The organism is Anaerotruncus sp. 80, from assembly GCF_009936115.1.
GTDB classification, from domain to species: domain Bacteria; phylum Bacillota; class Clostridia; order Peptostreptococcales; family Anaerovoracaceae; genus Senimuribacter; species Senimuribacter intestinalis.
This window is the reverse complement of record NZ_QWES01000037.1, coordinates 1-20,296: the sequence shown is the minus strand read 5'-3', so window position 1 is coordinate 20,296 and position 20,296 is coordinate 1. Positions and strand designations below refer to the sequence as shown.

At 43.1% G+C, this 20,296-nt stretch carries 19 protein-coding genes, 3 tRNA genes and 1 riboswitch; of the genes, 6 read left to right on the top strand and 16 right to left on the bottom strand.

What is annotated here, in order from left to right; genetic code table 11:
• Positions 1-31: 31 nt before the first annotated feature.
• Complete coding sequence (locus D1155_RS14205; protein WP_160203077.1) at positions 32-1,366, top strand: MATE family efflux transporter; 1,335 nt, start codon at positions 32-34, stop codon at positions 1,364-1,366.
• On the opposite strand, the gene mfd is transcribed toward D1155_RS14205, so the two are convergent.
• From mfd to murC, 5 genes are read right to left on the bottom strand one after another with little or no spacing between them, the layout of a single operon-like run.
• Positions 1,305-4,745 (bottom strand): transcription-repair coupling factor, encoded by a 3,441-nt coding sequence (gene mfd / locus D1155_RS14200; RefSeq protein WP_160203076.1) that lies wholly within the window; start codon positions 4,743-4,745, stop codon positions 1,305-1,307. The genes D1155_RS14205 and mfd overlap by 62 nt on opposite strands.
• The gene (pth, locus tag D1155_RS14195; protein ID WP_160203075.1) at positions 4,738-5,328 is read right to left on the bottom strand and encodes an aminoacyl-tRNA hydrolase; all 591 of its coding nucleotides are present in this window, start codon (positions 5,326-5,328) and stop codon (positions 4,738-4,740) included. Before pth ends, mfd begins: the two co-directional genes overlap by 8 nt.
• Positions 5,329-5,355: 27 nt before the next feature.
• Entirely contained in the window at positions 5,356-6,306 is a 951-nt protein-coding gene (locus tag D1155_RS14190; protein WP_160203074.1) for a ribose-phosphate diphosphokinase, read from the bottom strand.
• Between the two features lie 47 nt (positions 6,307-6,353).
• Complete coding sequence (locus D1155_RS14185) at positions 6,354-7,049, bottom strand: UDP-N-acetylglucosamine diphosphorylase (protein WP_160203073.1); 696 nt, start codon at positions 7,047-7,049, stop codon at positions 6,354-6,356.
• A gap of 11 nt (positions 7,050-7,060) precedes the next feature.
• Complete coding sequence (gene murC, locus D1155_RS14180; protein WP_160203072.1) at positions 7,061-8,437, bottom strand: UDP-N-acetylmuramate--L-alanine ligase; 1,377 nt, start codon at positions 8,435-8,437, stop codon at positions 7,061-7,063.
• Positions 8,438-8,868: 431 nt separating this feature from the next.
• Positions 8,869-8,971, top strand: a riboswitch (glycine riboswitch).
• Positions 8,972-9,065: 94 nt separating this feature from the next.
• Between murC and D1155_RS14175 the strand changes: the two genes are divergently transcribed.
• From D1155_RS14175 to D1155_RS14165, 3 genes are all read left to right on the top strand, one after another.
• Positions 9,066-10,478 carry a sodium:alanine symporter family protein gene (locus D1155_RS14175; RefSeq protein WP_160203071.1) on the top strand — a complete coding sequence of 471 codons (1,413 nt, stop codon included), beginning with the start codon at positions 9,066-9,068 and terminating at the stop codon, positions 10,476-10,478.
• Between the two features lie 159 nt (positions 10,479-10,637).
• Positions 10,638-10,913 carry a septation regulator SpoVG gene (gene spoVG, locus D1155_RS14170; RefSeq protein WP_160203070.1) on the top strand — a complete coding sequence of 92 codons (276 nt, stop codon included), beginning with the start codon at positions 10,638-10,640 and terminating at the stop codon, positions 10,911-10,913.
• A 237-nt stretch (positions 10,914-11,150) separates the two neighbouring features.
• Entirely contained in the window at positions 11,151-11,666 is a 516-nt protein-coding gene (locus D1155_RS14165) for a CapA family protein (protein WP_160203069.1), read from the top strand.
• Positions 11,667-11,695: 29 nt separating this feature from the next.
• Here D1155_RS14165 and pyk read toward each other — a convergent pair whose 3' ends face one another.
• On the bottom strand, positions 11,696-13,138 hold the full coding sequence (gene pyk / locus D1155_RS14160; RefSeq protein WP_243151113.1) for a pyruvate kinase: 1,443 nt from the start codon (positions 13,136-13,138) through the stop codon (positions 11,696-11,698).
• Between the two features lie 2 nt (positions 13,139-13,140).
• Positions 13,141-13,542 carry a hypothetical protein gene (locus tag D1155_RS14155; RefSeq protein WP_160203068.1) on the bottom strand — a complete coding sequence of 134 codons (402 nt, stop codon included), beginning with the start codon at positions 13,540-13,542 and terminating at the stop codon, positions 13,141-13,143.
• A 148-nt stretch (positions 13,543-13,690) separates the two neighbouring features.
• On the opposite strand from D1155_RS14155, the gene D1155_RS14150 reads away from it, so the two are divergent.
• Positions 13,691-13,882, top strand: coding sequence for a (2Fe-2S)-binding protein (locus D1155_RS14150; RefSeq protein WP_160203067.1), 192 nt, complete (start codon positions 13,691-13,693; stop codon positions 13,880-13,882).
• Positions 13,883-13,904: 22 nt separating this feature from the next.
• Here D1155_RS14150 and rbr read toward each other — a convergent pair whose 3' ends face one another.
• The 6 genes from rbr to D1155_RS14115 form a co-directional block, all read right to left on the bottom strand.
• Positions 13,905-14,522, bottom strand: coding sequence for a rubrerythrin (gene rbr, locus D1155_RS14145; protein ID WP_160203066.1), 618 nt, complete (start codon positions 14,520-14,522; stop codon positions 13,905-13,907).
• Between the two features lie 67 nt (positions 14,523-14,589).
• Positions 14,590-16,026 carry a basic amino acid/polyamine antiporter gene (locus D1155_RS14140; RefSeq protein ID WP_160203065.1) on the bottom strand — a complete coding sequence of 479 codons (1,437 nt, stop codon included), beginning with the start codon at positions 16,024-16,026 and terminating at the stop codon, positions 14,590-14,592.
• 164 nt (positions 16,027-16,190) lie between these two features.
• Positions 16,191-16,967 carry an arginine deiminase family protein gene (locus D1155_RS14135; protein ID WP_160203064.1) on the bottom strand — a complete coding sequence of 259 codons (777 nt, stop codon included), beginning with the start codon at positions 16,965-16,967 and terminating at the stop codon, positions 16,191-16,193.
• Between the two features lie 282 nt (positions 16,968-17,249).
• Positions 17,250-17,777: a methylated-DNA--[protein]-cysteine S-methyltransferase gene (locus D1155_RS14130; protein WP_160203063.1), complete on the bottom strand. Its 528-nt coding sequence runs from the start codon at positions 17,775-17,777 to the stop codon at positions 17,250-17,252.
• Between the two features lie 392 nt (positions 17,778-18,169).
• Positions 18,170-19,093: a glycoside hydrolase family 5 protein gene (locus D1155_RS14120; protein ID WP_243151112.1), complete on the bottom strand. Its 924-nt coding sequence runs from the start codon at positions 19,091-19,093 to the stop codon at positions 18,170-18,172.
• A 173-nt stretch (positions 19,094-19,266) separates the two neighbouring features.
• Positions 19,267-19,560, bottom strand: a complete 294-nt coding sequence (locus D1155_RS14115) for a pyridoxamine 5'-phosphate oxidase family protein (RefSeq protein WP_160203061.1) — start codon at positions 19,558-19,560, stop codon at positions 19,267-19,269.
• 95 nt (positions 19,561-19,655) lie between these two features.
• On the opposite strand from D1155_RS14115, the gene D1155_RS14110 reads away from it, so the two are divergent.
• Positions 19,656-19,964 (top strand): MGMT family protein, encoded by a 309-nt coding sequence (locus D1155_RS14110; protein ID WP_160203060.1) that lies wholly within the window; start codon positions 19,656-19,658, stop codon positions 19,962-19,964.
• An 83-nt stretch (positions 19,965-20,047) separates the two neighbouring features.
• Here the strand turns inward: D1155_RS14110 and D1155_RS14105 are convergent.
• From D1155_RS14105 to D1155_RS14095, 3 genes are all read right to left on the bottom strand, one after another.
• A tRNA-Met gene (locus tag D1155_RS14105) sits at positions 20,048-20,123 on the bottom strand.
• An 8-nt stretch (positions 20,124-20,131) separates the two neighbouring features.
• Positions 20,132-20,206: transfer RNA gene (locus D1155_RS14100), tRNA-Asn, on the bottom strand.
• A gap of 13 nt (positions 20,207-20,219) precedes the next feature.
• Positions 20,220-20,294 (bottom strand) — tRNA-Gly (locus tag D1155_RS14095).
• Positions 20,295-20,296: the final 2 nt, after the last annotated feature.

Sequence of the window (20,296 nt, the reverse complement as noted above, 5' to 3'; positions counted from 1 at the left end):
CACGATATTATTCTAAAGGAGAATCGACAACATGCGCAAACATGCCGTTTTTTTCTATTATGTAGTCCCCTCTGTGCTAGCTTTTGCCTTATCAGGGGTTTACGCCATTGTTGACGGCTTTTTTATTGGAAACAGCATAGGAGATGCGGGGCTTGCCGCCATCAACTTTGCGTGGCCAGTTACATCCCTGCTGCAAGCTCTTGGCACCGGTATCGGCATGGGCGGTGCAGTACAGTACTCCCTTCATCTGGGAAGTGAACAAGACAGACAAAATAGTCCAAATAGCTACTTCCATGTAACAATCCTGCTGCTTTTTGTATCTTCCTTCGCTTCCGCGGTTCTCTTCATCTTCGCCTCAAAACCTCTGCTGATTCTCTTTGGTGCGGAAGGCGAGGTCTTAAACATGGGCACAGCATACCTGAAAGTCATTGTCCTTGGAGCCGCTTTCCAAATCTTCGGCACTGGCTTTGTTCCCCTAATCAGAAATCTAGGCGGCTCTCTCTTTGCCATGACTGCCATGATTTGCGGCTTTTTAACCAATATAGTCCTTGACTGGCTTTTCGTCTGGCAACTGGAATGGTCGCTTGTTGGTGCTGCTGCTGCCACAATGACTGGACAAGGTGTTACCATGCTGCTGGCTCTGTTCTACCTAGTCAAGAACAAAATCGGCTTTTCACTGCCGCCATTAAAAATACTGAAAAAACAAGCTGCCGCCATCGTAGGCGTTGCCCTGACTCCCTTTGGTCTAACTTTTTCACCTAACATCATCCTGATTCTCATGAACAAATTCGCCATGATTTACGGCGGAGAAATGGCAGTGGCATGTTATGCTGCAGTTTCTTATATCACTATGATTATCCTGCTTCTGCTGCAAGGCGTCGGCGACGGCTGCCAGCCTCTTATCAGCAGATATTATGGTGAACAAAAGCACGACTACGTAAAAAGTACCAGACAAATGGCTTACGGAACTGCACTGGTTCTTGCTGCCATCTGCATGGTACTGTTGTTTCTTGTTCGCGGAAGTGCCGCTTCTTTGTTCGGCGCTTCTGCAGCAGTGCGTGCGGAAGTTGCCGCAACGCTGCCCTATTTTCTGGCAGGCTTTATCCCGCTGGCATTTGTCAAAGTTACTACATCGGCATTTTACGCCACTGAGCAAAACCGATTCGCCTATATGCTGGTCTATGCAGAGCCAATCTTTTTGCTAATACTGCTCTTGATTCTGCCCAGGCTTTGGAATCTTTCCGGCATCTGGATTGCAGCCCTCTGCTCGCAGCTACTAACTTTCGCAGTATCTTTTTACTGCATTAAGCTTTCACCCCGGCAGGCTTTACACTCTTCTGTTCCTGCAAAATCTGCAAAAGCTTAACCGTATCCTTCAGCTTTTCTGTCGGTTTTACAGTAAGTCTGATGTAAGGCTCTACTCCGCCGTGCACAAATGTTCTCATACCGAAGGCTTCACTCACATTCATCAGGGCATAGCCGTTTAGAGGATTCTTTTCGCCGAATGCCACGATAACCTTACCCTGCTGCTCGTAGATTCGGGAAACAGCCAAATTCTCCGCCATGCTGCGGATTCTGGAAATGCGAATCAGATTCAAAGTTTCCCGCGGTACATCGCCAAAGCGGTCCATCATTTCATCGATAATTTCATCTTCATCACCTTCATTTCTGACAGTGGCGATTTTTTTGTACATCTGCAATTTCAGAGTTTCATTCTCAATATACCAAGTCGGAATATTGGCAGTAACCGCAAGCTCCACGGAAATTTCTTCCTGGTTGTCGTTTACTACCTCTCCCTGCAAAGCGCGGATTGCATCGTCTACCAGCTTGCAGTAAAGCTCATAGCCAATGTTCATCATATGACCGCTCTGCTCGCTGCCGAGAAGGTTTCCCGCACCGCGAATTTCAAGATCCCGCATAGCTACTTTAAAGCCTGCGCCAAATTCCGTAAATTCCTTGATAGCTTTCAGCCTTTTTTCCGCAATCTCCGTCAAAACTTTGTCCTTTTGATACATCAGATAAGCATATGCCATGCGGTTAGATCTGCCCACGCGTCCTCGCAGCTGATAAAGCTGAGAAAGTCCGTATTTGTCCGCATCTATGATAATCATGGTGTTAGCGTTGGAAATGTCGATTCCCGACTCAATAATAGTCGTCGCCACCATAACATTGTGTTCGCCGTTGATAAAACTCAGCATAACATCCTCTAAGGCATGTTCATTCATCTGACCATGACCTACGCAGACTCTTGCCTCCGGCACCAGGCTTCTGATATTGTCCGCTAGTTTGTTAATGCCCCGCACCCTGTTGTACACGACAAAGACCTGCCCGCCTCGATCAAGTTCCCTCGTGATGATTTCACGAATCATGAAATCTTCCTGCTCAAGCACATAAGTCTGTACGGGATATCGCTCTTCCGGCGGCTCCTCAATGACACTCATGTCTTTAATGCCCGTCAGGGACATGTTGAGCGTCCTTGGAATCGGCGTTGCAGAAAGAGTCAAAACATCGATGTTCTGTTTCATCTGTTTGATTTTCTCTTTATGTGCCACTCCAAAACGCTGCTCTTCATCAACGACCAAAAGACCTAAATCCTTAAATTTTACATCACTGGAAAGAAGTCTGTGGGTACCAATAACAAGGTCCACCTGTCCCCTTCCAAGGGCATCAATAATCTGCTCCTGCTGCTTTTCCGAGCGGAAGCGAGATAACATCTCTACTTTGAGTGGAAACTGCTCAAAACGCTCTTTCAACGTGTAATAATGCTGATTTGCCAAAATGGTGGTAGGCACCAGTACTGCCGCCTGCTTGCCATCTGCAATGCACTTAAACAAAGCTCTTGCTGCAACCTCTGTCTTTCCAAAGCCTACATCACCACAGAGCAGTCTATCCATGGCCTGCGGCCGCTCCATATCCTCTTTGATTTCCTCGATGGAACGAAGCTGGTCGTCCGTTTCCGTATATGGAAATGCCTCTTCAAACTCTTTCTGCCAAACTGTATCCTCGCAGAAAGCATGACCTTTCTGCATTTTCCGCTGCGCGTAAAGCTTTAGAAGCTCCTGTGCCATTTCAGCGATGGCGGCTTTTGCCTTTGCCTTCGTTGCCTTCCACTCGCCGCCGGACAGCTTATTTATCTTAGGCGACGCACCATCAGAGCCAATGTATTTCTGAATCATATCCATCTGCTCAACAGGCACGTAAAGCATGTCGTTTCCGGCATATTTGATCTTCAGGTAGTCCTTTTGCTCTCCCTGCACAGTCAGTTGCTCAAGACCCAGGAATTTACCGATTCCGTGATTTTCGTGAACCACAAAATCACCGCTCCTCATGTCTGCAAAGGACTTAATCTGTTCCGATTTAGTCTTTTTCTTTTTTCGCTTCTTTCGCTGCAGATTTTGACCGGAGAAGATATCATTTTCACTGATATAACAAATCTTTTCCTCCGGAAAATCCATTCCGGCGCTGAGAGTTCCCTCAGCAAAGATGATTTTTTCGTCGAGTCCGATTCGCTGCGCAAATTCCCGCAGGTTGCCTATTCTCTCTTTGGAGGATGCTGCAATGACGATTTTATACTGCTTCTTCGCATAATTCTTTAGCTCTGCTTCCAAAAGCTCCATTCTGCCGCCGAACTCCACCATCTGCCTGCTCTGCACACTGTGAACAGCCGTAAAGTGCTCCACACCCTTGATTGCCTTAGCGAATGGGGTCAACACATAAACACTTTCTTTTTGGTAAATTTTATAAAAGTCTTCCCTGCCGGAAAGCAGTTCCATGTCCTTTGGAATCACCTGCCCCCGCTCGAGGAAAATTTTAAAATCATCTTTCGTTTCCGTGCTTCTGGCATCCAAATATTCACAAATTCTGTCGGGATCATCTATGATAATCGTGCCGCCTTCCATATAGTCCCAAAGGTATTCCGTTTCTTCGTAGAAATAGTGAAGATAGTTTTCCAGAAGCTGCAGATTAGACACATTGGTAATATATTCACAAAGCTCATCTCTGCGCTTTTCCAGGTGGGTCGCCGCCTCTTCAAAGTCATCTCCCTTTTTCAAAAGCCGCTTTGCCTGCGCCGTATATTCCCTATGCAAAAGCTTTGCTGCCTCTTCAAAAATCCCTTTATCCGCCAGCATATGCTCAGCCGGATAGATTTCCACAAACTGGAGATTTTCTACAGAGCGCTGAGTCTCAATATCAAAATTACGAATGGAGTCCACTTCCGTATCAAATAGCTCAATTCTGTACGGCAGTTCGCTGTCCGGCGTAAAGATATCTAAAATACCGCCTCTTAAGGAAAACTGCCCTTTTGTATCCACCAGTTCCATACGTTCATAGCCCAGCTTCACCAGAGATTCTTTTACCTTGCCCAAATCAAGATCGTCACCCAAAGAAATCTTCATGGAAGAAGATTCAAAATTTTTGTGAGGTGTGATCTTTTTTACGGCAGCAGAAACAGGCGCTATGACAATGCAATCTTCCTTTGTCCTAAGCGCCTTTAAAATCTTGAGTCGTTCTATCAGTTGGTCGTGATTCTTGGCCTCGTAGCGCAAGAATACCTGATCTTCCGCAGGCAGCACCAAAATTTCCCTTTCCGAAAAAAAAGAAAGGTCTGATGCCAGCCTCCCTGCACGGGCGCTGCTGGCTGTGACAATCAGACTCTGTCCTTCTTCTTTCAGTATATGGGAAATAACAGGTGCACATCTGCTTTCAGAGATTCCTGAAATATTAATGATTCCCTTATTATTCATGTTCTTCCTTCTTCGGTCTTGCCTTTTTTGTGTTATATCGGTTCATAGCAATATCTACATCCTCCTCTAAGATGCATTCAATTGCACTGACCGCCTTGGTTACCGTCTCTTCCAGCACTGGCACTTCTTCCTTTGAAAATCCTCCAATTACAAAATCCACAAGGTCTCCCTTTTTCTGGCTTCCGATTCCGATTCTGATTCTCGGAAAGCGGTCAGACTGCAGCTGATAGACGACTGATTTCATTCCATTGTGAGTACCCGCACTTCCGAATTTTCGAATGCGCAGGGCTCCCAATTCGATATCAATATCATCGTAAATCACAATGAGTTTCTCGGGATCCAACTTATAAAAGTGCATGACCTGGCGAATGGACTCCCCACTTAGATTCATATAGGTCTGTGGCTTTACCAGAAGGACCTTCTGGCCGGCGATTCTTCCTTCGCCGACCAGCGCCTTAAATTTCAGTTTATCTACTTTTATGTCATGTTTTATTGCCAGCTGGTCTACGGTAATAAACCCCATATTATGTCTGGTGTTTTCGTATTTTTTTCCGGGATTTCCCAGTCCTGCTATCACATACATAACAAATTATATTCCTTTACATGAAAATTAGTCGAATAATTTACTTACAGAACCATTGGTGAAAATTCTCGTCATGGCTTCTGCAAAAAGAGGTGCAACGGACAAGAAAGTCATCTTGTCCAGTTTCTTTTCTTCCGGCATTGGAATGGTATTTAAGAGAACCAGCTCTTCAATGACGGACTGTTCCAGTCTCTCAACAGCAGGTCCTGATAATACCGGGTGCGTTGCACAAGCATAAACTGCCTTTGCTCCCAGTTCCTTGATTGCATTTGCTGCATTGGAGATGGTACCTGCAGTGTCAATCATGTCATCAAGAATAATGCAGTTCTTGCCGTCAATATTACCGATAATGTTCATAATCTCACTCTTGTTCGGCTCCGGTCTTCTCTTATCTACAATAGCAATCGGGCAATTTAAGTACTGCGCCATGTTTCTTGCGCGAGTTACGCTGCCGTGATCTGGCGATACAACACAGACATCTTCCAGTGCTTTATCTTTAAAATATCTTGCCAGAATCGGCATTCCAACCAGATGATCAACTGGGATGTCGAAATATCCCTGAATCTGATTTGCATGTAAGTCCATAGAAACCACTCTGTCAGCACCTGCTGCAACCAGAAGATTTGCCACAAGCTTTGCTGTAATTGGATCTCTTGCCTTAGCTTTTCTGTCCTGTCTTGCGTATCCATAATACGGAATTACCGCATTAATTCTTCCGGCAGAAGCTCTCTTCATGGCATCAATCATGATGAGCAGCTCCATCAGATTATCGTTTACCGGGTCACAAGTTGACTGCACGATGTAAACATCGATTCCTCTGACTGATTCCCAAAGATTGACAGAAATCTCGCCATCACTGAATTTTGTTACTGTAGCTTTACCCAGCGGCTTACCCATAATAGATGCGATTTCTTCTGCCAGCTTCGTGTGTGAATTTCCGGAAAACACTTTAAAATCCGAAAAAACGCCGTTTTTCATGTTTTGTACCTCTTTCTTTCTTCGATTGTTGCCAATCATGTTACTTATTATTTCTTTTTGTATAATCCCTTTTCCCGTGCCCAGCCTTCGATGTTCCGCTGTCTTTGCCTTGCAATTGCAAGAGAATCTTTCGGAACATCTTCTGTAATAGTGCTTCCGGCAGCAATGTATGCGCCGTCTTCCACAGAAACCGGCGATACCAGATTGGTATTGCAGCCAATAAATGCTCCGTCCCCAATGTTTGAGCGATGCTTGTTTGTTCCGTCATAGTTGACAAATACCACACCGCAACCTATATTCACATCTCTTCCGACGTCTGAATCCCCTATGTAAGTCAGATGAGATGCTTTTGAACCGTCTCCAAGAGACGAATTCTTGACCTCCACAAAATCTCCGACCTTGCAGTTTTCACCAATGGTGCAGCCCGGTCTGAGATAGGCAAAAGGTCCCACTTTGGTACCTTTTCCCACTTTACTCTCCATAATCACTGAACTCTGCACGGACGCACCGTCAGAGATGACAGAATCCTTAATTCTCGTATTCTGATAAATGGTGCAGCCCTCTCCGATAAAAGTCTGCCCTTCCAAAGTCACGCAAGGACCAATCAAGGTGCCGGCACCGATGGTAACCGTTTCGTCGATATACGCAGTGTTGATATCGACGAACTCCACCCCATTTTCCAGATGGCGAATAGCAACCTGCTTGCGCAGGGCTTCCTTTTCTTTATAATCTAAATATGTCATCTTACTCCTCTTTACCTCTCCATAATTAAATCGCCAACCTTGTAAATATCTCCTGCTCCCATGGTGATAACTAAATCTCCAGCTTCTGCATTCTTCTTTACATAGTTTGCAATTTCTTCAAAGCTGCTCATATAATAAACCTTTTTGTCAGGATGTTCTTTCTTAATTTCTCCAGCAAGTTCCTCAGATGAAATCTTATAGATATCCTTTTCTCTCGCCGCATAAATATCTGCAAGCAGCAAAACATCCGCCTCTTCGAAGGAGGCAGCAAAATCATTGAACAAAGCTAATGTTCTCGTATATGTGTGAGGCTGAAATAAGCACCACAGCTTATTGTGCGGGATATTATGAGCCGCAGCCAAAGTTGCCTTAATTTCCGTCGGATGGTGCGCATAATCGTCTACCAGTTTAACACCATTTTCTGTGGTGCCAACAATATCAAAGCGCCTTTGAGTTCCCTTAAATGCGCCCAAAGTTTCTATAATGATTTTTGAATCCACCCCCAACTGATGGCAGCAGGCAAAAGCCCCCACCGCATTGAGAATATTGTGTTCACCCGGTACTCTCAGCTTCACTGTACCTAAATTTTCGCCCTGATAATTTACATTAAAAACAGGCATGCCTTCACTGTCAAAAGACACGTCTGCAATATGATAGGTGCAGCTTTCGTTATAACCATAGGTGATGGCACCAGGGATGTCCTTGATAATTTTGCTGACAAAAGGATTTGCATCATATGCAATTATTTTTCCATCTTCCGGCACTGCCTTAGCAAATCGGTCAAAGGAGCTTACGATATGGTCGATATCCTTAAAGTAATCCAAATGATCCGAGTCGATATTCAAAATGACTTCGATTTTAGGACGAAGTTCCAAAAAACTATCTCTATATTCACACGCCTCTGTTACAAAGTACTGACTCGCTCCAACCTTTACATTTCCGCCAATCTCAGCCAGATTGCCGCCGACTAAGATGGTCGGATCCAGCTTGGCACTGTTTAAAATTAAAGAAACCATAGAAGTGGTTGTAGTCTTGCCGTGGGTCCCGCTAATCGCGATACTGTTTGCAAAATCATCCATTAAAGTCCCCAAAACCTCTGCTCTGCCTGCCAGCGGAATATTCTTTTCTCTAGCTCTGACAATCTCCGGATTCTCTTCCGCTATGGCTGCAGAATACACAATCAGGTCTGCATTTTCTACATTCGATTCTCTATGGCCTATATAAATTTCTGCACCTTTTCTTTTTAAATTCTCGGTTAGATCTGACGCCTTCATATCTGAGCCAGAAACATGATAGCCTCTCGCCAGTAAAATCTCTGCAATGGCAGAAAGTCCTACACCTCCAATTCCAATACAGTGTATATTTTTATAATCACTCAGCTGAATCATTGCCTATTCCTCCAAATTTAATCTATATTTACTCTATTCTCATAGTTTGACTCTTGTTTCCAAAATTATGTGAATGACCTTACGAAGCGCCGTAAAAATTATTCTGGAATCATTATATCGCGACTATTCCGCTTTCCCTCTTGAATCGAAAGGAGCGATTCAATGATTCCTACCTTGTGAAACGCCGTAAAAATTATTCTGGAATCATTATAACATATTCCGCTCAAAAATGTTTACCATTTGACAAAAAAGTTGAAGAATATAGCTGTAAACTTTTTCGAGATTATTTCTTTCTAAAACTTATTACTACAATAAAGGCGCGAAAGTATCCTTGTACAAAAAATTCCTTGCCAAACTTAAATTTGTATGATAGACTCTAGTACGTTAGTTTACATGTCGACTGGCAAAGATATTCTGCCGGTCTGAAAGAAAACTATCTCTCTGGAGAGAACCGAAAGGTCGCCGAAGGTTTAAGCGGGCAGGTCTAAGCAGCCTATCCGTGATATCTCAGGCAAAGAGGACAGAGCCAATAGTTCAATCTAAATAGCTTATGTCATCCCTCCAGAGCCGAATTTACTAAATTCGGCTTTTGTTTTGCTTTAAATTATCAAAAAGAGGAGATGAAACAATGAATTTCACAGAATTAATCAAGAGCATAGACGATTTCGTCTGGGGCATTCCCCTCATCGTGCTCATCATGGGTACTGGTATCCTTTTGACTTGCCGTGTTAAGCTTTTGCAAGTCAGAAAACTGGGAAAGGCCTTAAAGTTTATGGTCAGCAATAAAGAAGGTGGTGAAGGTGAAGTTACCAGCTTCGGCGCATTTTGCACCGCTATGGCAGCCACCATCGGTACAGGAAACATCGTAGGTGTTGCCACTGCCGTTGTTGCAGGCGGTCCCGGCGCTCTGTTCTGGATGATTGTTGCAGCTTTCTTCGGTATGGCAACTAAGTATTCCGAAGGTGTGCTCGCTATCAAGTACAGAACCATCGACGCAGAGGGACATGCCCTGGGTGGTCCTTTCTACTACATCGAAAAAGGTATGGGCACAAGCTGGAAGTGGCTTGCAAAGCTGTTTGCGATTTTCGGAATCGGCGCAGGACTTCTCGGAATCGGTACGATTACACAAGTAAACGGGATTGCCTCCGCTGTAAAGAACTTTGCGGATCCTAACAGTCAGCATACCATGACGCTTTTTGGAGCGGAATACTCTATTGCAGTAGTTGCAACAGCTATCATCGTTGCAGTTGCAACAGCATTAGTTGTAATTGGGGGTATCCAGCGTATTTCCAGCGTTACCACCATTATCGTCCCATTTATGGCAATCACTTACGTTGTCGTATGTGTTGCCATTATCCTTTACAATATTAAAGCGTTCCCTGCCGCCATCGTCACTATCGTGCAGTCCGCATTCGGCTTAAAAGCTGTCGCAGGCGGCGCTCTTGGTGCTATGATGGTAGCCGTTCAAAATGGTGTTGCAAGAGGAATTTTTTCCAACGAGGCAGGTCTTGGCAGCGCACCAATTGCTGCTGCTGCAGCACAGACAAAGACCAGCGTAAGACAGGGATTGATTTCTATGACAGGTACTTTCATTGATACTATCATCATCTGTACCATGACAGGAACTACCCTGATTATTACAGGAGCAACTGAGCTGGGTCTTGAAGGCGCAGAATGTACTGCGTATGCTTTCGGCAAAGGGCTCCCTTGGAGTCAGAGCACAGGTGCGTTCATCCTGATGATGTGTCTCGCATTCTTTGCATTCACAACAATTCTTGGCTGGGACTATTATTCAGAAAGATGTCTGGAATACCTGGCAGGCAAGAAAAAAGGCATTCTTATGACTTACAAATGGCTGTACATCTTTGCAGTGCTGATTGGACCATTCCTGACCGTTGAAGCAGTATGGACCATCGCTGATATTTTTAACGGACTAATGGCAATTCCGAACCTGATTGCACTGGTTGCCCTCAGCGGCGTTGTTGCCAGAGAAACCAAAGACTTCTTTGAAAAAGAGGCACACCTTAAGCTAGGAGCCTAAGACCTCTACGCAAAATTGAATATCGACTTTTAATCAAATCATCCTAAAACAACCTGAAAGAATCAGATATTTTAGTTATTAAATATTGCCACACACTGGAAAATGTTATATAATAATAGTGCCTTTATGGGCACCATACGGCAAGAAAGGTGGTCAATTATGAACATAACTGATGTAAGAATCCGTAAGATTAACGACGAAGGAAAAATGAAAGCCGTGGTCTCTATCACATTTGATGACGAATTCGTAGTACATGACATCAAGATTATTGAAGGACAGAACGGACTATTCATTGCCATGCCTAGCAGAAAGATGGGAGAAGGTGACTTCAGAGACATCGCGCATCCGCTACTTTCCGAGACTAGATCCAAAATTAAAGACGCGATTTTTACTGAGTACGAAAAACTTTTAACGGAAAAAGAATCCGAAGAATGACCGACAAGAACTAACTAGTTATATTATTAGCTGCTTCAAAAGAAGCAGCTTTTTCCTTGTGTTTTTCATATTTTTAGTTTCCTATCTTTTTATAATTTACATAAATTAACATCAATATAGTCCTCAATTTATGTTATAATGAATCATATTGAACTAAACATTGAAAGGAACTATCATGCGAACTCTACTTGAACACTGGAAAATCATCCTACTTATTTTTACAGCAGTCGTCCTTCTATGCCTTTTTGTGTATCACTTCAGAAGAAAGAAGGCGCTGAGTATATACTGATTTATTTCCACAGCGGTATTGAATTCACAAATTCCTCTTCACCTAAGCAGCAGAGAATTGCAAAAGAAATTGCAAACGCCGGCGCCGATTATATTCTGTGCTCCCATTCTCACACTGTACAGGAATACGATATCATAACCGGTTCCAAAGGTAAACAAGTACCTGTTATCTATGGCATGGGCAACTTTATTTCCCATATGACCAAACGAATTGAAGTATCCTACGGTATCATGATGTCCCTGACACTTACCAAAGAAAACGGTCAGGTTCGCCTTTCCAACGAAGGGTATTATCCACTGCGGGTTTTTACAAACAACGACGATACTGGCAGAAAATATCAACTGATACCATGTACTGATTCAGGTATAGCGGCAATTTCCGATGAAGCTATGGTTCGCAGACTAAAAAGTGGACGAAAAAGAATAAAAAAATACGTCGGAAGCAACATAAAAATGCTAAGGTGACCTTTCACAAGGTCACCTTTTTCAACTATTTAAGCCTCTACAACTCGAATAATATTAGTATTTCCTGGCACATCCACAGGTAAACCTGCGGTAATTACAATCTTATCTCCCTGTTTCAAAAGTTCGGCACTGACAGCCTTACGCACACAATGCGAAAAAAGCTCCTCAATCTCATACCGATAGTTTGCCATAATCGGACATACGCCCCAGACCAGCGCCAACTGGTGGAAGGTTTTCTCGTAAGGAGTGGCGCCAATAATTCTGATAGTCGGACGAAATTTAGACATCCTCTTTGCTGTATATCCAGTCTTGGTAATCGCCATAATTGCACCAGCTTTGATATCTTTTGCCAAAGTACAGGCGGCATGTCCCACTGCATTCGTCACATCCTCTGCATCCATCTCATGCCATACTGTATCTCTTCCCGGCACAGTGGGCTGATCTGCTTCTGCCTGCTGCGCAATTTTTGCCATCGTTGCCACAGCTTCCACCGGATACCGTCCCGCCGCTGTCTCCCCAGAAAGCATGACCGCTGTTGTTCCATCAAAAACTGCATTAGCAACGTCAGTAATCTCTGCTCTCGTCGGAATCGGGCTTGTAATCATAGATTCCAACATTTGGGTTGCAGTAATTACAATTTTGCCTGACTGGACACAACGTCTGATAAAACGCTTCTGAATGCCCGGCAGCTTTTCGTAAGCTACCTCCACACCCATATCTCCTCTGGCAACCATAATGCCATCAGCCAACTGCAGAATTTCCTCAAAATTTTCAATCCCCTGTGTGCTCTCTATCTTTGCAATCAGCTTAATTTCTTTGCCTCCATTTTCGTCCAGCAGACTCCTGACTGCACGCACATCGCCAGCGGAACGTACAAAGGATGCTGCAATATAATCCACATCATTGGCGATACCAAACAAAATATCAGCTTTATCCTGCTCGCTGAGATACTGCATATTCAAATTGACGTTGGGCAGGTTAATTCCCTTATGGTTGCTGATTTTCCCGCCGTGTACAACAATTCCCTTTACATCGGTATCTGTAATTTCAGTTACTTTAATTACAATTTTTCCATCATTAATGAGTACCAGATTTCCACAAGACAGTTCTTTGGGGAAATCCTGATATGTTACAGCCGCCATGTACTTGGTTCCCATCACGTCTTGCGTCGTTAAGATAAAGGACTGTCCGTCATCCAGTATTTCCTCCCCTTTTTCAAAATCTCTGAGACGTATTTCCGGTCCTTTTGTATCAAGCAGCACTGCCGCCGGATAGCCCAGCTCATCTCGCACGATGCGGAAGTTCTCTATTGTTTTCTTATGTTCCTCATGAGTGCCATGAGAAAAGTTGATTCTGGCCACGTTCATGCCTGCCTCAAGCATATCCCGCAAGGTTTCCCGGTCTCTGGATGCCGGTCCAATGGTACAAACAATCTTCGTCTTTCTCATATGTAATTCGCCTTTCTCTATCATTTCTATACCTTCTTCTGAAATTCTGTATTACAGCTGTGGCATTTTATCTTTATTGTACCTTTACCTCTCGGTGCACGCATTTTTTGTCCGCAGCCCGGGCACTTAAAATAAGCATAATACCGCCATTCATACTGTTTCTGACGAAAAGATTTCCCCTTTGTTAATCTGAACTTCTGTGTCAGATACCAGGTATTCTCCCTCTCTCGCTTATAGAGATTCCTTGAAAAAATTCTGTAATAGGCATAGATAAAAATCATTAATCCTAAATAGTAAAACAGATTCTCTAAGGTGAACATAGAGACGATTAAAAAAGTCATCGCAACAATCAAAAGAAAACGCCCATACTGGTCAACCCCTCTGCGTCCCTGCATAAACTGATATATTCTGTAACGAAAACCATTCATCTTCTTCTCGCCTCCAACTGTCACCTTTTATATCATACTACCATATTACACTTTATTTGTATATTCTTTATCTCAACTCTGTGAAGAAGTTGTGATTTTATTTCATTTTGTGGTATCATATATTTAACAAGAAAACTAGGAGGTCAAAATGGACAAAAAATCTAGAGATTATGAAGTATGTCTCTGCTACCGTACCACTCGCGGTGAAGTAGAAGATATCATCAGAGAAAAAAATATTACTAATTTAAAAGACTTATGCGAAATCGCAAAAGTCGGTGACAAATGCGGCGGCTGCCGTGAAGATCTTCAGATGATCCTTGATGAAGTGCTGGCGGAATAATCCGCCAGCTTTTTAAATCCGCTTAATTGCCGCAAGGACAGTTTTCTGCTGTATACGGAGCAAGTTCAAGGCGAATGAAATATCCCTGATTATGCTGACACACCGGACAACTCTGCGGCGCCTCTGTCCCCTCCAGAATATGACCGCAGTTGAGACACATCCATTTGCAGGAAACGTCAGATACAAACAGCTTACCGGCTTCCATCAAATCAGCCAGCTGTCCGATTCTATCGCCGTGAACTTTTTCAATCTTTGCAATCTGATTGAAGGAATTAGCAATCTGCGGAAAACCTTCCTCCATTGCTTTTTGACCAAAGGCAGGATACACATCCTCCCACTCCTCATATTCGTTATGCTGAGCATATCTGAGCAACTGTACTACAGAGTCCGCAATATCCACAGGATAACCTCCTTCGATATGAATGGTCTCTCCTGCCATTTCTTTCAGATGATTATAAAACACTTTGGCATGCTCTTTTTCCTGATCTGCCGTAAAGGTAAATACCGCCTCAACGACATGTAACCCTGCAGTTTTCGCCTGTGATGCTGCAAACGTGTACCGATTTCTTGCCTGACTTTCTCCTGCAAAGGCTCGCATTAAATTGTTCTTTGTCTCGCTCATGTTAAAATTAACTGACATTTTATTCTCCTCCTGTATCTTGATACAGGTAGTTTTTTGCAAAAGCTCCATTTTTTATTCCAAAATATTAAAATATCTCAAGACTTCCGTTCACTGCCATAACAATTGCTGCAACCAGCGCAATCATCAGCAAAATACAGATTACCAAATCCGTCGTTGTTTGAAAATAAGTTTTACCCTGTTTCTTTCTATTGTAAAGATACATCAAAGTCCCTGGCGCATAGAGTATAACTGCCGCTAAAATGTAATTCAAACCGCTTGCATAAAGCAGCCATGCACCGTAGATAGATCCAATAATAGCGATAACCCATGCACTAAATACGCTGCCGCCACTCGTGATACCCTCTCCCTGAAATACCAGTTTTAAATAATAAAATGCAGAGAATACATAAGGTACCATAATAGCACTAGTCGACAATGCATAAACTGCCTGATAGGTGCTGGCACTAAAATAGATTACTATAATAAAGCCCTGCACAATGAGAGCTGACGTAATAACAGACCATGTTGGCGCATGAAAGCGGTTGACCTTGGCAAGCCCTGCCGGGAAAGACCCCTGTGCCGCAGGCCCATAGGCACTGTCCACACATAAAATCGTATAAGAAAACATGGCGCCGCCCAGAGAAATAATCACTGCAATATTAACAAGCGCTGCACCCCAGGGACCAACTACCGCCTCCAGAAGTCCTGCCATGGGCGGATTAGACAGTGCTGCCAATTCCTCCTGCGGCATAACCCCCATGCTGAGAACCGAAATCACAAAGTATAGTACAAATAAAGACAAGAAGGAAATTACCGTAGCAGTACCCGCCACCTTTGTATTTTTTCCTCGACCTGAAAGCACGACAGCCCCTTCAATACCGATAAAAATCCAAACTGTAGTATATACTGTCGACTTCACCTGTTCCATCAGGGAAAGTCCACCATCAATGCCAGAAAAGTTTTCTAAAAATATTTCCAGTCGGAACGCTCTAGCAAAAAGAATAGCAACAATCACTGCAATAATAGGCACTGCCTTTGCAATTACGACAATAGCATTGATGGTCACTGCCTCGTTGACCCCGCGCAGCACCAGGAATGATAGCCCCCAGATGATGATCGAAGCTGTCAAAAGTGAAATAAAATTGCTCCCAGAGCCGAAAACCGGAAAAAAGTTACCTAAAGATGCAAAGAGCAACGTGATAAAAGACAGCTGGGCAAGTAGTGCACTCATCCAATACCCCCAGGCTGAATTAAATCCAACGTATTCCCCAAAGCCCTCCTTTGCGTAACTATAAATACCGCTGGTCAGCTCCGGCTTCACCACAGAAAGCCTAAAAAAACATAAGGTAAGTCCCAGCATCCCAATTCCGCAGATAGCCCAGCCAATTAAGGTTGCCATCGTATACGCGCCACCTGCCGCAAAATCACCGGATAAACTAAACACACCGCTGGCAAGGGTTGTACCCACTGCAAACAGGGTCAGTTTCCCAACACCTAGTCCTTGTTTATTTTCCTGATTCATAACTTCTTACTCCTTTCAAAAAAGAAATTGACGAAAAAAGCTCGCTCGCTGTAAAGTGCGGAGCGCTTGGGGGCGCCCCGCCCCGCACTGTCTTGCTGATTCGTCTTTTATTTCGTCAATACTTGATTTTATAGTGAATCATATTCTGCTGTTGCCACTCTGTCTTAGAATCTTAAGGACAGGCAGGAAAGTCCGCCGTCAATCTTTCTAAACTCAGATGTGTCAACAAGTAAAGTCTTATAACCCATGTCCTGTACCGCCTTAAGCACTGCCGGATATCCTTCTGGCACGATAACGGTATCATTGACCCAGATACAGTTCGCAGCATAGGCTTCTTCTTCCGGAATCACATACTTGTTGTATTTCTCGAATTCCGGCTTTGTGATAAATTCACCAGATACCAGCATATTATTGTTTTCCAGATAATTAACACCTGTTTTCAAGTGCAGTACCTCTTCTAGTTTTACTTCAGAACAGGTCATACCATATTTCTCCAGAATTTCTGTCAGTTGTCTGATGCCTTCCTCGTTAGTTCTTGCGGATCTTCCCACATAAAAATGGTCTCCTACCATCATTACGTCGCCGCCTTCCAACGTACCCGGCTCCTTGATATATTCAATCTGATCTTCAGAAAAGAATTTCTTTACCGCGTCAATAATCTCAAATTTTTCTCCATTTCTGGATTCTGCACCCGGGTTTGTGATGATAGCACATTTTCTAGTAATCAGCGCAGGGTCTTCCACAAAACAGGAATCTGGATATCTCTCATCTGCTTCTAGTACCGTAACGTCTACATCACACTGCTTCAGTGCTTCAATATAAGAATCGTGTTGCTTCAATGCCAGCTCATAATCAGGAATGCCTGGGTAATCTCCGCCGGAAATACCGTCTTTAATTGCACTGCAAGGTCTTCTGACGATAACGTGATTAAACTTTTTCATAGCGATTTCTCCTCTCAAACTCACAAAATATTGTTCATTCTTTCTTTTGATATATTATATACTATATTTTTATATTCTGTCAATCGATTTTATCGAATTTTATATAAAATATTTTATATATAAAATATTAATCCAATTTTATCCAGAAATGTTTTCCTGTTATTAGTCTTGCCACTTTTTGCTGAATTGATACAAAATACAGTTTCATCAGCAAATGACCATACAAAAAGGCCGCCCGCAACGCACAATTTGGCATCACATAAGCAGCCCTTACGCTGTATTCTATTTTTTAGGTTTGAAAAATCCAGTCATATCCGTGTGCTCCAGTTCCAACAGTTGTATTTTGGTATCGATACCTCCGGCGTAACCGGTCAGGTTTCCATTGCTTCCTACAACTCTGTGGCATGGTATTACAATAGAAATAGGATTATGACCTACCGCACCACCTGCTGCCTGCGCAGATGTAAAGGGCTTTCCTTCCATCTTTGCAACTTTCTTTGCAATTTCTGCATAGGTGATTGTCTTCCCGTAGGGAATTTCCCGTAAAATATTCCATACTCTCTGCTGAAACGGGCTCCCACAAAGCTTAATTGGAAGCTCGCGAATATCCGGATTTTCTCCCGCAAAATAAGCAGAAAGCCACACCTTCACCTGCTGAAATATCTCAAGTTCATCTCTGCATTCTGCATCCTGTACTAGTCCTTTTGCATAATACTTCTGATTTTCAATCCACAGTCCTGTTAGATTCTCACCGTCAGAAGAAAGCAGCAGGTTTCCAACCGGCGAATCAAAATAGGTTTTATATTGCATAAATGCGCTCCTTTTTTAATCTGCCCTAAAGACACCAAAAGGAGGGTTTCCCCTCCCAGTGGCTATTTCTTTTAGGATCTCTTTTTTCTAATTCCATATACTGTACCGCAAAGTCCAAGGACTGCTGCGCCAAGCACTGCAAGCCATGTCAGCATATTTGCTGTATCGCCTGTCCTTGGAATCCACCAAGGCAGTTCATCTGTATCCTTTTGTATTCCCTCTTTTCACAATTAGTTCACAAAACAAACATTACTATAACGAATTTCAAGATTATTCTATTCCTTTTTTCATTTCTTGTCAATAGAATTTTGGTTAGATTTTATGAATTTTTTTTCGAATTGTCGTCCAAACCCTTTATTTTTAGCCATTTGGAATTATCCAACCATTTTTTATTATATCTGATCCATGTACCATTTTCCACTAGCTGAAAAATCTGCCCTGGTCCAACCTTTTGTTTTCTTACAACTGGTTTTTATCAACGCTGAGGACTCATTTTTATTGGACAAATTCCATGCTACATAACTGATATCATGTCGATTCAATGATGTAATCCACTTTTTTCCCTGTGTCTTGTTCAATGCCCCGGTTCCAGAAGCATCACAGATGCTAAACTCGCTCACAAAAATCGGCAGTCCCTTTTTTACTGCTTTTTCCATCTTATCCCGCAAATCCTGTTTATGTGTACCTGCATAAAAGTGTAGACTATATAATAGATTATCATATTTCAGCGGACTTGCCGCCGCTTTATCTACATCCTGACTCCAGTGTGGTGTGCCTACGATAATAATTGCGTCAGGATTATTTTTACGAATTACAGGAATTATCTGTTTGGCATATTTCTTAATTTGTGACCAAGTAACGCCGCCATTTGGTTCATTGCAAATCTCATAAATTATATTTTCCTGATCCTTGTACTTTTTAGAAACTTTTCCAAAAAAATCCTTTGCTCTGCTCACATACCGATTAGGGTTTCCATCGCTCAAAATATGCCAATCTATAATTACATACATGCCTAAATCCGTTGCTGCATCAATGCCAGTATATACTCTTTTCCGCTGCTTTGTGCGGTTCTCTGTGCCACTGTTACAATATCCATTGTACTCAGTAGTGTACATGGCAAGGCGAATCGTATCCACACCCCACTGGTCTCGCAGATTTTTAAATGCTGACTTATTCACATATTCTGGAAACCATGCAATGCCGTGAGTACTGACACCGTGAAGCTGACAACTGCTTCCATCCTTTGCCAACAGCTTGCTACCCTCTACTTTCAACGCTCCATACTTCTCAAAAGGCGTCTTCGTACGTTGAGCCATTTGCAGAGGTTCTGCCGCTTCATTATCATTGTCCGCAAAACACACTCCCGAAAAAATAATACCAAAAAGTAGGATTACCGCAAGTACCCTAACTATCCCTCGTCTTTTCATATTTTATTTTATTTCATCCTCCCAAATTTCATTTCTTTTCCATCTTTGTCATTTTCCGATAATCATATCGCTTTTGATTTCCAGACTGCCGTATGCGCAAGACTTTGCTCAATTGCCCCATCAAATGCGTTTATATTGGTCGGCGTATTTCTCTGACAAAGTTCCCGCAGCGCGTCTGTCTTTTCATCTTTGTTTATAAGCTCTATAGCACTGCCAAAGACAACTGTCGATTCATATTCCGCCGTAAACTCATACTCCTCTCTTCTTGGTTTGCATGCGTATGATAGGCATACCCTAGGATTTTCTCTTAGCAATTCAATCTTTTTTCCAGCCCTCGCACAATCATAAATTATCATACCGATTACAATAATGTCAACTGGCTGTTATCTATTTTATACTTTTACTGTCACCGAATTTCGTATATACTATCATTATTAAAGGAGAAATTATTATGGATACTTTTTTTACATCAGTCTACAACATCGTCGCACAAATCCCCTGCAGTAAAGTCGCCTCATATGGACAAATCGCTCGTATGTTAGATTCACCTCGTTCTGCCAGAATTGTCGGCTACGCTATGAGGAACTGCCCCGATACACTTCCATGGCACCGAGTCGTAAAAGGTGATGGCTCTATTTCAAATGGTGTTCTGAAAGATTTATGCAGAGATTTGCTTCTAGATGAAGGGGTAAGTTTTTTACCAGATGGACGCATAGACATGCAGCTTTGTCAATGGAACCCAGATTTTGATCTAAAATAGCTATTTTTTATAAATCCCCTTATATAAGACACTCCTACATATAAGTACAAAAAAACTGCCCAATGGACAGTTTTTTGTACTTTTGGTTGCGGGGACAGGACTTGAACCTGCGACCTCCGGGTTATGAGCCCGACGAGCTACCAACTGCTCTACCCCGCGATGTAAAATGGCTCCGAGAGTGGGGCTCGAACCCACAGCCTACCGGTTAACAGCCGGTTGCTCCACCATTGAGCTATCTCGGAATAATACTTTATCTGGAGCGGAAGACGAGATTCGAACTCGCGACCCTCGCCTTGGCAAGGCGATGCTCTACCCCTGAGCCACTTCCGCAT